Here is an 11866-nt window from a genome sequence, read left to right on the forward strand (position 1 = left end):
CTTTTCCGCGGGCATGCGAGGCGATGCTGAACGACTGCTCCAGACTCCGTAGAATTGCTGGCTGCGCTTCCGCGCAGCGGCAGCTTTTGCCGGGCGGTCGGCAAAAACATCCAGCTAAGCATTTGAAAAACAACGAAAAAAATTCGCCTGGTTTGCTCGGCCCCTCCGTTCAACGCTCAGAAGCCGCATGGGATGTGTGCCTGCGGCGTTGGTTGGAGAGCGGCGGATGAGTTACGCGCTTGATGTGATGGCAGCAGTCGAGGTGGAGGCCACCGCGGCCGCGGCTGCGCCGGTCGAAGCTGCTGCTCCCTGGAGCAGCGTCCCCACGGTTGCCGATGCGGGCCCGCTCGACACCGTCGAGATCCAGGACGAGGACAAGGACCTGCTCGACCGCCTCGCCGCCGGCGACGAGGCGGCATTTCGTGCTCTCGTCGAACGCCATGTCGATCGCGCGTACGCGATCGCGCTGCGCATCGTCGGCAACGCCGCAGATGCCGAAGACGTGGTGCAGGATACGATGCTGAAGGTGTGGACGCATCGCGGCCGCTGGCAGCATGGCCGCGCCAAGTTCTCGACCTGGCTCTATCGCGTCGTCAGCAACCGTTGCATCGATCTGCGCCGCAAGCCGCGCACCGAGAACGTCGACGTCGTGCCGGAGGTCGCCGACACGCAGCTCGACGCAAGCACGGTCATCGAGCGCAACGAGATCGGCAATCTGCTGGAGGTCGCGATGCAGCGGCTGCCCGAGCAGCAGCGCGTCGCGGTGATCCTCTCGTATCACGAGAACATGAGCAACGGCGAGATCGCCGAGGTGATGGACACGACCGTGGCCGCAGTGGAGTCGCTGCTCAAGCGCGGGCGGCAACAGCTGCGCGAGATGCTCAAGCGGCACGAACGTGACCTGCGCGGCGCGTTTACCGACTGCTAACCATAAATTTCGGCTTCTGAAGATTTCGCGCCTGACCACCGGCGGCCGACCCGTTTGATCGGGCGGACGGGGGCTGGAACCGCGTCACCTCACTTTTCACGATGCGGCATGCCATGCCCCATCAGCACAGGAGCTACTCATGCCCGCAATTTCCACCAACACCGCCGCCAACTCCGCGGTCCGTTACCTCAACATCAACTCGCAGCAGGAAACCAGCGCGCTGTCGAAGCTGTCGAGCGGCTCGCGCATCACCTCCGCTTCCGACGACGCAGCCGGCCTTGCGATCTCAACCCGCATCTCTTCTGACATCACGACGCTGCAGCAGGCCGCTACCAACGCCGCGCAGGCGACCTCGATCCTGCAGACCGCCGACGGCGGCGCCTCCAACATCTCGGACATCCTGGCCCGCATGAAGTCGCTGGCCTCCGAGTCCGCCTCCGGCACCGTCGCGGACTCCAGCCGCGCCTACATCAACTCGGAATTCACGCAGCTCAAAGGCGAAATCGACTCCATCGCAAGCGGCACCCGCTACAGCAGCCAGAGCTTGCTCGATGGTTCGAGCGTGTTCTCCTCGGGCGTCTCGGTGCTGGTCGGCTCGACCTCGGCCGACACCATCACGATCACCCTGACCAGCCTGACGGCGTCCTCGCTCGGCGTGACCTCGCTCGACGTCTCCAGCCTGTCGAGCGCCACCAGCGCGATGTCGGCTCTCGACAGCGCGATCGACACCGTGTCGTCCGCCCGCGCCGAGATCGGTGCCCAGGAATCGCGCTTCAACTTCTCGGCCGACTCGATCTCGACCCAGACCCAGAACCTGCAGTCCGCCAATTCGGCGATCAAGGACGTCGATATCGCCTCCGAACAGGCGACGCTGTCCTCGGCCGAAGTGAAGACCCAGGCTGCGGTCTCGGCGGAAACCGCGGCGAACCAGATGCCGCAGTACCTGCTGAAGCTGCTCGGCTAATTCGACGGACAAATCGGGCCGGCATGATGCCGGCCCGATTTCTATTGCGGCGGAAGTGTCGATATGACGGTTAGCAGCGCCACCTCGGGCACCTCGAGCACATCAAGCACGACGTCGGCGAGCTCCGCCAGCACGGTGACCACGACCGGCACCACCAATTCGGCCAGTATCGACTGGAGTGCCCTGATCGAGGCCGAGGTCAACGCCAAGCTGGCCGCGGCGACCACGATCACCACGTCGATCACCGCCAACCAGGCCAAGATAACGGCCTACCAATCCCTGCAGACCGAGCTGTCGACGCTGGCCACCGGGCTGTCGTCGCTCAGCACCTCGATCATCAACTCGATCGCCACCAACGCGTTCGCCACGCGTTCGGCAACGATCGCCTCCACCGGCGACGTCAGCGCGTCCTCGGCGCTCAACATGAGCGTCAACAGCGGCTCGGCCACCGGCGATCACACGCTCCAGATCACCCAGCTCGCGACCGCGCAGAAAGTGATCGGCTCCTCGCAGTCGAGCACGTCGACGGCGCTGGGCCTCGCCGGCACGTTCTCGCTCGGGCTGGCCGGCGGCAACAGCACGGCGATCTCGATCACCAGCGGGATGTCGATGCAGGATGTCGTCGACACCATCAACGCCCAGACCTCGACCACCAATGTCCAGGCCTCGATCGTTCAGGTGTCGAGCGAGTCCTATGAGATGGTGTTGACGGGGACCCAGGACGCCGCAAACATCACCTATTCGTCGACCTCGGGCGACGACATCCTGAACAAGCTCGGCGTCACCGACACGACGGGAGCCTTCACCGACGTGCTGCAGAAGGCGCAGTCCGCGCAATTCACGCTCGACGGCATCGCGCTCACCCGCAACACCAATGATATTTCCGACGTGCTGTCGGGCGTCACCTTCGATCTGCTGCAGCCGACGCCGAGCGGCACCAGCCTGAACATCAGCATCCAGACCGACACCAGCCAGATCACGTCTGCGCTGCAGACCTTCGTCACCAACTACAACGCGTTTCGCGACCAGGTGATCGCGCAGTCGGCGCAGAATTCCGACGGCACGGCCGCATCGAGCGCGGTGCTGTTCGGCGACAGCACGATGCGCGATATCATGACCCAGCTCCAGCAGGTGCTGAGCGGCTCGGTCAACGGCATGACGATGGCCGATCTTGGCCTGTCGTTCAACGAGAGCAACGAGCTGCAGCTCGACACCGGCACGCTGTCGACCGTGCTGACGCAGAATCTGGCGGGGGTCACCAAGCTGCTGTCGGCGCAGACCACGACGTCGTCGAGCCAGCTGAACGTCGTCAACACCGGCACCTCACCGCAATCCTTCACGCTCGACGTCACGGTGGATTCGACCGGCACGCTGAGCGGCGCATCCGTTGGCGGCGACAGCTCCGGCTTTTCTGTGGTCGGCAACACCATCATCGGCAATTCGGGCACGATCTACGCCGGCATGGCGTTCACCTACACCGGCTCGACCTCGCAATCGATCACCGTGTCGTCGACATCGGGTCTTGCGTCGCAGATCTACCAGCTCGCGCACACCAGTGCCGGGACCACCGGTCAGCTGCAGACGCTGATCACCAATCTGCAGTCGCGCGACACCGATCTGCAGTCCCAGGTCAGCGACATCCAGAGCAATGCGGCGACGTTCAAGGCGCAGCTGCAGCTCCAATACGCCAATTACCAGGCCGCCATCGAAAGCGCGAACAACACGCTGGGCTACCTGAGCGCCCTCCTGAACGCATCATCGAGTAAATAATGACCCAGAATGCAATGGCCTACCACGCCAACAATGCCTATCGATCCGCCGCGGTGGCGGTGCCGCCGTTGAAGGCGGTGGTGATGCTGTGCGACGGCGCCATCACGTTTTTGCAGAAGGCGCTGGATGCGCAGGAGGCGAAGCGCTTCGAGGAAGGGCATGCCTATCTGACGCGGGCGACCGCGATCCTGCGCGGGCTGAGCCACCATCTCGACGTCACCCGCGGCGGCGCGATGGCCGATCGGCTGTTCCGGACCTACAATGCCCTGATCATTGCGTGCCTGCGCTCCTACGGCCGGCCGCATGCGAAGGAGAATTTCCGGCGCATCATCGCCAGCCTGACGGAACTCCGCGACGCCTGGAAATTCGTCGAGGCAACCGCCGGCAAGGCCAGGACGCTCGACAAGACACCCGACAAGACGCTCGAATCAGCCGCCGGCCGCTGAGCGCGGGGAAGGCGCGAATCACTCGGCGAAGCGGCTTCTTCGGTGAGGGCAGGGCGTCCGGGCAGGCGTCCTGGTGGGGAAAATGGCCGCCCGATGAGCACCATGCTGGACCTGACGCGCCGGCGGCGGAAATTGATTTCCGCCGTCCCCCGAATGCTTTATGACGGCCTTGGCGACGAGGCTGGATCTGCGCGCGGGATGGACGTTGCGACATTCGAGGACCTGATCGACCGGCTGGGGGAGGATCTGTCCCGCTGGCCCGACGATCAACGCCTTGCCGCCGCCCAGCTGCTCGCCTCCTCGGCCGAGGCGCGGACGCTCTATGAGCAGGCCAGCACAGTGCGCCGGGCGCTCGCGGCCCCGCCGGTTCGTGCCCCCAAGGGCCTCGCCGACCGCATCGTGACCGCGGCGGCGAAGCTCCCGCAAGAGAAATTGCCCCAAGAGGGACCGCCGCAAGCGCAGGCCGCTGAACCGCCGTCGCCCGAGGCGCAGCCGAACGATGCGCAAAGCCAAGGCGAGTCCGCCCAGCAAGGCAAGGTGCTGCCGGCTCTGTTGCTGGCGCTATGCCTGTTGCCCACGTTGGCGCCGCCGGCATTGATGCTCGGCGAACCGGATCTGCCGATCAGCCTCTCGCTCTAAGCTCTCCGCATCTCCTTGATGGCAGGCCGTGCGTTCTCGCGGCGACTTGGCCTGTGCGCGTTTGCAAGCTTCGAGACTGCGGCCGATCGGCAAATTCTGCCGATTAATCAAGCGATTCCGCGCCGATGAATCCGCGCCTGAAATCGGCGCCTCATCCGTTTTATCTGCGAACGACTTCACGATCCCAATGTTCCAACGCGTTCCGCCGCCTTAGCCCGCGGCGAAGAGAGCCTTGTCATGACCGTTTCCTCGGCAACCTCTGCTGCAACCTCCGCCGCCTCGAGCTCGTCGTCGAGTTCGTCAACGAGCGCGTCGATGGGGATGAGCTCCACCGATTTCCTCAACCTGCTGGTCAGCGAGCTGCAGAACCAGGATCCGCTGAACGCCACCAGCACGACCGACTTCATCAACCAGCTCACTTCCTACGCCAACTTCACCGAACAGCAGTCGACCAACGCCAGCATGACGTCGCTCGCGAGCTCGTTCTCGAGCCTCGTGACGCTCAACTCGGTCAACTATATCGGCCACACCGTCGAGGCGAAGACGAACACGGCGGAGCTGACCAACGGCTCGGCGACATTCGGCTACTCGCTCACCTCGGCCGCTTCGAACGTCGCGATCACGATCCAGGATTCGTCGGGCAACACGGTGTGGGGCGGCAAGGGGACCGGAAACGCCGGCTCCAACACCTTCACCTGGAATGGCCAGACAACGAGCGGCACCCAGCTCAGCAATGGCGGCCAGTACACGATCCAGGTGACTGCGACCGACGCCGCCGGAAACTCGCTGCTCAGCTACACCTCGATGACGGGAACGGTGACCGGGATCGATGCCTCCGGCTCGACGCCCTCGCTGCTTGTGAACGGCGTCCCGGTCAGCGCCGCCAACATCATCGGCGTCACGTCCTGATTGCTACCGGAGTATTATCATGAGTCTTACTGGAGCACTTTCCTCGGCGATCTCGGCGCTCAATTCGCAGAGCCAGTCGCTGGCAATGATTTCCGACAACATTTCGAACGCCGATACCACGGGTTACAAGACCACGTCGGCGATGTTCGAAGACCTGGTGACGGCGTCGAACAGCGCCACCTCGTACACCTCCGGCGGCGTCACGGTGTCCGGCCGCGCCAACATCACCCAGCAGGGCCTGTTGTCCGCGACCACGAACGCGACCGACGTTGCGATCCAGGGCAGCGGCTTCTTCGTCACCACCAACGCGACGGCTGGCGGCACCACCTCGTATACGCGCAACGGTGCGTTCACCACCGACAACGCAGGCTATCTCGTCAACAACGGCAATTACCTCGAGGGCTGGCGCACCGACGCGCAAGGCAACATCATCGGCAATGCCTCAGCCGCGAGTCTCGGGCCTATCAACACGCAGGTCGCCTCGACTAGCGGCAGTGCCACCACGAAGGCGACGATCGCAGCGAATCTGCCCTCGGATGCCGCGACCGGCGCCACCTTCACCAGCTCGATGACCGCGTACGACTCGCTCGGCACCGCGAACTCGATCCAGATCACCTGGACCAAGACCGGCGCCAACGCCTGGACCGCAAGCTTTGGAAATCCGACGCTTGCCTCGAACTCGAGCACCACGACGGGAACGACGAGCAGCGGCACGGTCGCAATCACCTTCAACAGCGACGGTTCGCTCGCTTCGACGAATCCGAGCCCGCCGACAATCTCGATGACCGGTTGGACCGACGGCGCCGCCAACAGCAGCATCGCGCTCAATCTCGGTACCGTCGGCAAGACCGACGGCCTGACCCAATACGCGTCGGGCGAGACGACCCCGGCAGTCGACCTGACCGGCATTACGGCCGATGGTCTTCCCTACGGCAAGCTGAGCAGCATCGCGATCGGAAAGGGCGGCGTGGTCGATGCGACCTATTCCAACGGGCAGACCATCGCGATCTACAAGATCGCGGTTGCGACCTTTAGCGACCCGAACGGATTGAACGCCGCGAGCGACGGCATGTATTCCGCGACGGCGGCCTCCGGCAGCGCCACGCTGCAGACCTCCGGGACCAACGGCGCCGGCACGATCTACGGCAGCGAGCTGGAATCGAGCACCACCGATACCAGCGGCCAGTTCTCCAACATGATTTCGGCGCAGCAGGCCTATTCGGCGGCGTCGCAGGTGATCACCACCGTCAACAAGATGTTCGATACGCTGATCTCGGCGGTGTCGCGATGATGGCAAACGCAAGCCGCGAAGATGCCTTGTTGCGGAAGCTGCGGCGCCTGACCGCGCGAGCCGGCACCGTCAAAGCCGGCGATCGGGCGCAGCTCATCGCGTTGCTCGACGACATCGGAACGTTGCGAGATCTGCTGAAGCGCGAATGCGCGCGGCTCGACCAGGAATTCAACCGGGCTTCGGCCCGGGTAACGGCAATCACCGCGTATGGGCGCAGCGCACAATCGGTTCGCGCCCTGCGCCGCGGACACTAGCTTGAACGGGAGCGATGACATGACACCGGAACGCAACATCAAGATCAATCCCGCGGGCAATGACGAGCGCGCCAGGTCGCTGATCGCGCTGATCGACAATCTGATCGCGATCGTGAATGAGGAGAATGTCGAGCTCGCCAAGGGTCTGCCGGCCTCGCGGCTGAAGCAGGTCGACGAGAAGAACCGGCTTGCCACCCTGTTCGAGCAGTGCGTGGCCGAAGCCGTCGGCAAGACCGCAAACCTCAACGTCCAGGATCGCGTGCTGCGCGAGCAGCTGCTGGACCGGATCCTGAAGCTCCGCGTCGCGATGGACGAGAATGTGTTGCGGCTGCGCGCGGCAATCGATGCCAGTAACCGCAGGATCGAGGCGATCATGCAGGCGATCCGCGAGCAGATCGCCAACGTATCGCCCTATGGGGCCGGCGGCCGTCGCGTCACGCCAGCGATGTCCTATGGCACCAACGTGCGGGCCTGATCGGGCCGGCACCGGAGGGAAAGAGTCGTGTCGTCGCTCGATATTGCACGAAGCATCGCATTCAGCGGCCTGTCGGCCACCCAGGTGCAGATCAGCATCGCTTCGGCCAATATCTCCAATGCCGACACCAAGGGCTATACCGAGAAGACCGCCAACCAGAGCAGCAGCGTCACCTCCGGCGTCGGCACCGGCGTCACGATCACCGGGATCAGCAGCTCGGTCGACAAGCTGCTCCTGAAGTCGCTGGTCGGAGCCGATTCCGATCTTGGCGCCGCGGACACCAACAACAACTATCTGACCGAGCTCCAGCAGCTCTATGGCTCGACCTCAAGCGGGGACAGTTCCACGACGGGAACCTCGCTGGCCAATACGCTCGCGGCGTTCGAATCGGCGTTGTCGTCGCTGGCGAGCACGCCGAGCAGCGCATCGCTGCAGTCGAACGCTGTCAGCGCGCTCAACGCGGTCACGACGCAACTGCAGCAGACCTCGAGCGGCATCCAGAAGCTGCGCGCCGATGCGGACCAGGACATCGCCTCGTCGGTCAGCGGCATCAATTCCGATCTGCAGCAGATCTCCGACCTCAACAAGCAGATCAAGCAGGAAGCGGCCGCGGGCCAGCCGACCGCCGATCTCGAGGACCAGCGCAACAGCGCGCTGCAGGACCTCGCGTCGCAAATGAATGTGAGCTATTTCACCAATTCGAGCGGTGATCTGCAGGTCTATAGCGGCTCGGGCCAGGCGCTGGTCGACAGCACGGCGCACCCCCTGAGCTACACGCCGACGTCCAATGTCACGGCATCGACGACGTATGTCGCGGGATCGGCGACGAGCGGCTTCAGCGGCATCACCGTCAACGGGGTCGACATCACCTCGCAGATCACCTCCGGCAAGGTCAACGCGCTGATCGGCCTGCGGGACCAGACATTGCCGGCCGCGCAATCGCAGCTCGACGAGCTTGCCCAGCAGTTCGCCGCGAGCGTCAACGCCGTATCGAACCAGGGCACGTCTGTGCCGCCGCCAGCCGGCCTGACCGGAACCGCCACCGTGAGCAACGCGACACCGCTGTCGGCAACGGGAACGGTGCGGATCGCGGTCGCGGACAAGAGCGGCAATCTGGTGTCCTACCAGGACCTCAATCTGGCGTCCTACACGACGGTCGGCGCGCTCGCCACCGCGATCAACGGAATCTCGGGCGTGTCCGCATCGGTCGATGCCAATGGACATTTGACGATCTCTGCGACCGGTTCCGGCAACAGCATCGCGATCAACGAGATGACGAGCTCGGTCGGCAGTTCGGGCGAGGGCTTCTCGGATTACTTCGGACTCAACGACCTGATCACGGGGGCCAGCGCTTCCACCATCGCGGTCCGCGGCGATATCCTCAGCGGCACGGCGGCGCTGCCGACGTCGACGCTCGATGCGTCGTCGACCTTGACGGTTGGAAACTCGGTGCTGTCGGCGGGCTCGGCGACGGTCGTGAACGCGCTGTCGAGCGCGCTGACGGGGTCGACCAATTTCGCCATGGCGGGCGGGCTGGGCGCCACGACCGGCTCCTTCACCGACTATGCGGCCGCGATCGTCGCCAACGTTGCCGGCAAGGCGACCCAGGCGTCGGCGACCTACACCGCCAAGCAGACCGCGCAGTCGACCTATGCGAGTTCACTGTCGTCGCAGTCCGGCGTCAACATTGACCAGGAGAGCGCGAATCTGAGCGCATTGCAGAATAAATACGCTGCCGCGTCCCAGATCATTACGGCCATCAACGCCATGTTCTCGGCGCTGATGACCGCGATGAGCGCAGCTTAAGCGTGAGGCCGTCGTCATGTTGATGCGTGTTGCCACCTTCGCGCAGTCGGAGCAGATGATATCAGGCGCGCTGCGCCTGCAGGCGGCGATGGCCAACGAGCAGGTGCAGGAGTCCTCCGGGCTGCAATCCGAGGATTTCGGCGGTTACGGTTCCGGCGCCGGCCGCGTGATCAATCTGCAGGTCTCGGTGACGCGTGCTCAGTCCTATATCGATGCCGGCAATCTCGCCGACAACAAGGTGCAGGCGATGTATTCGGCGGTCGGCTCGGTGACCGATATCATCACGCAGCTGCGGACCCAGCTCAGCGCGGCCACCACCGGCAGCAGCACGGCAACCGCATCCGTGATCAACTATGCCCAGCAGGCCATGTCGCAGATGCAGGGGTTGCTCAACACCCAGTACGACGGCGAATATGTCTTCAGCGGCGCGCGTACCGACACGGCGCCCGCGGATCTGTCGAGCTTCGACACCGGCACCGGCTCACTGGCGACGTCGGATACCAGCTACTACAAGGGCGACAGCGAGATCGCGTCGGTGCGTGTCTCGGACAGCCAGTCGATTTCCTACGGCGTCACCGCCGACAATCCGGCCTTCGAGCAGGTCGTGCGGCTGTTGAAATATGTCGGTAACAGCACGACGTTGACGTCGAGCGACATCTCGCAGGCACTCGATCTCGCCAGCACTGCGCTGGATGCAACGTCCACGGTGCAGGCCAAGCTTTCGACCGCGGCGTCGCAGATCGAGACCGCCAGCACCGACCAGAGCGACTACCAGAATTTCGCCAAGACCCTGTCGACCAACCTGACCAGCGTCGACGTCGCTGCGGTGACGGCGCAGCTTTCGACCTATCAGGCGCAGCTGACGGCGTCCTATTCGGCGATCTCCAAGATCCAGAGCATGAACCTGGCGAGCTACCTGCGTTAGCGCGGTCACGTCCTGATGTTTCCCCGTAAGCAGATCTGAGCTCGTTTCCCGTCATTGCGAGGAGCGTCAGCGACGAAGCAATCCATGCCACCGCTTGCTGCGCGATGGATTGCTTCGCTCCGCTCGCAATGACGTGGAAAGAGGGCGCGCAATACTGCAATTGCGATCGCCTTCCTAGCTGCAATCAGTGCTAGCGGTTCAGGATCTTCAGCCAGACATCGCCGAGGATGATCGGCTCGCGCGGGGGCAGCCATGTGAGGCCTGCCGCCTTGCCGAGCTCCGCGATGGTGCCTTTGGCTTGCAGGTCGGACAGCACCTTGTTGACGGCCTCCAGCAGCGCGTTGTCGGTTTCGAGTGCAACGTAACCGCGATTGGCGCCGATCGGATAATAATATCCCGACGCCGCGATCTTGGTATCAGGGTGGCTCGCGCGGTAGGCGTCGAACCGGCGCAGGTCGAGCAGGGTGGCGTCGTATTCGCCGCGCTCGAGCTCGCCCAAGAGGTCGCTGCGCCCGGGGACGAGGTGGGTGATGTCCTCGATCAGTTTTCCCTTGTCGAAAGTCATCAGGATGGCATCGCCCAGCGTGCCGCTTTCGATCGTCAGGCTAAGGCCGGCGAGATCGCCGATATCGGTGATCTTGCGGTCCTTGATCTTTTCTCCGGCCTTCGGACCGAGCACGACGGTCATCGGCGAATAGATATAGGGCTGGCTCGGCACCAGCACCCCGATCGGGATCCGGCGGCGGCGATCGTCGCGAGTGGCGCCGTCGAAGTCCGGCAGCTTGGCCGTCGTGACGCCTGGTGCCTTCAGCGAATCCGTCGTGAGCGCATAGCCGCCGACGAGCGAGCAGCGCCCGTCCGACAGCAGGGCATTGGCTTCCAGCGCCGGGCTCGAATCCTCGTCGAGCTTGCTCTCGAACCATTGGATCTTGAGCGGACGTCCGAGCCGCTCAGCAATCACTTGCGCAAGCGCCACGTCGAAGCCTGCATCCGGCTTGCCGCGATGATGTGCCGACAAAGGCGGCAGATCCTCGTCGAGGCATACCTTGAGCGGCGCGTCGGCGGCATGCGCTGCCGCCGTCATGCAAAGAAGCAGGGCCGTCGCAACACTAGCAAGCAGGGCCCTCATTGGGGCCTCCGGCTCGACAGGAAGGCCCAGACGTCGGCGATCTCCTGCTCGCTCAGAATATCGGCCCAAGGCGGCATCTTGCCGTTCTTGCCTTGCTTCACGGTAGTCACGAAGCGGGTCTTGTCGCCGGCAAATGCGCGCAGGTCCGGCGTGATGGTGCCGGAGTTGACCATGTTGGGCCCATGGCAATGTGAGCAGTTCTTGGCGTAGGTGACCTTGCCTTGGTCGACCTGACCTTCAAGGTCGATTGCACCGGCTTGCTGTGCGGCTGCCGGGATCAAGGTGATCAAGGCCGCCGCGACGGCGGCGAAGATCGCCGCCGTCAACAGG

At 64.0% G+C, this 11866-nt stretch carries 13 protein-coding genes; 11 read left to right on the forward strand and 2 right to left on the reverse strand.

The annotated features are described in order from the left end of the window. The first annotated feature begins 226 nt into the window (after positions 1-226). The 11 genes from FBZ93_RS19070 (at position 227) to FBZ93_RS19120 (ending at position 10407) form a co-directional block, all read left to right on the forward strand. Positions 227-928: an RNA polymerase sigma factor gene (locus FBZ93_RS19070; protein WP_146987487.1), complete on the forward strand. Its 702-nt coding sequence runs from the start codon at positions 227-229 to the stop codon at positions 926-928. Positions 929-1067: 139 nt separating this feature from the next. Continuing rightward, positions 1068-1892 carry a flagellin gene (locus FBZ93_RS19075; RefSeq protein WP_029080085.1) on the forward strand — a complete coding sequence of 275 codons (825 nt, stop codon included), beginning with the start codon at positions 1068-1070 and terminating at the stop codon, positions 1890-1892. A gap of 63 nt (positions 1893-1955) precedes the next feature. Beyond that, positions 1956-3662, forward strand: a complete 1707-nt coding sequence (fliD, locus tag FBZ93_RS19080; protein ID WP_146987489.1) for a flagellar filament capping protein FliD — start codon at positions 1956-1958, stop codon at positions 3660-3662. Next, complete coding sequence (fliS, locus tag FBZ93_RS19085) at positions 3662-4108, forward strand: flagellar export chaperone FliS (RefSeq protein WP_146987491.1); 447 nt, start codon at positions 3662-3664, stop codon at positions 4106-4108. The genes fliD and fliS overlap by 1 nt, the downstream gene beginning before the upstream one ends. A gap of 93 nt (positions 4109-4201) precedes the next feature. Further along, complete coding sequence (locus FBZ93_RS41960; protein ID WP_433995428.1) at positions 4202-4747, forward strand: hypothetical protein; 546 nt, start codon at positions 4202-4204, stop codon at positions 4745-4747. A 237-nt stretch (positions 4748-4984) separates the two neighbouring features. Continuing rightward, a complete protein-coding gene (locus FBZ93_RS19095; RefSeq protein ID WP_146987493.1) occupies positions 4985-5656 on the forward strand; it encodes a flagellar hook assembly protein FlgD in 672 nt (223 codons plus the stop codon). A gap of 19 nt (positions 5657-5675) precedes the next feature. Continuing rightward, complete coding sequence (flgE, locus tag FBZ93_RS19100) at positions 5676-6947, forward strand: flagellar hook protein FlgE (protein WP_146987494.1); 1272 nt, start codon at positions 5676-5678, stop codon at positions 6945-6947. Then, positions 6944-7201: a hypothetical protein gene (locus FBZ93_RS19105; RefSeq protein WP_349643259.1), complete on the forward strand. Its 258-nt coding sequence runs from the start codon at positions 6944-6946 to the stop codon at positions 7199-7201. Before flgE ends, FBZ93_RS19105 begins: the two co-directional genes overlap by 4 nt. A 19-nt stretch (positions 7202-7220) precedes the next feature. Beyond that, a complete protein-coding gene (locus tag FBZ93_RS19110) occupies positions 7221-7676 on the forward strand; it encodes a flagellar protein FlgN (RefSeq protein ID WP_146987496.1) in 456 nt (151 codons plus the stop codon). A 27-nt stretch (positions 7677-7703) separates the two neighbouring features. Continuing rightward, on the forward strand, positions 7704-9482 hold the full coding sequence (flgK, locus tag FBZ93_RS19115) for a flagellar hook-associated protein FlgK (protein ID WP_146987498.1): 1779 nt from the start codon (positions 7704-7706) through the stop codon (positions 9480-9482). Between the two features lie 16 nt (positions 9483-9498). After that, a complete protein-coding gene (locus FBZ93_RS19120; protein ID WP_146987499.1) occupies positions 9499-10407 on the forward strand; it encodes a flagellin in 909 nt (302 codons plus the stop codon). 190 nt (positions 10408-10597) lie between these two features. Here FBZ93_RS19120 and FBZ93_RS19125 read toward each other — a convergent pair whose 3' ends face one another. Then, positions 10598-11536: a substrate-binding periplasmic protein gene (locus FBZ93_RS19125; RefSeq protein ID WP_146987501.1), complete on the reverse strand. Its 939-nt coding sequence runs from the start codon at positions 11534-11536 to the stop codon at positions 10598-10600. Then, positions 11533-11826, reverse strand: coding sequence for a c-type cytochrome (locus FBZ93_RS19130; RefSeq protein WP_246667572.1), 294 nt, complete (start codon positions 11824-11826; stop codon positions 11533-11535). Before FBZ93_RS19130 ends, FBZ93_RS19125 begins: the two co-directional genes overlap by 4 nt. Positions 11827-11866 lie beyond the last annotated feature (40 nt).

Origin of the sequence: Bradyrhizobium macuxiense (assembly GCF_007993935.1) — a bacterium.
In the GTDB taxonomy this organism is placed as follows: domain Bacteria; phylum Pseudomonadota; class Alphaproteobacteria; order Rhizobiales; family Xanthobacteraceae; genus Bradyrhizobium; species Bradyrhizobium macuxiense_A.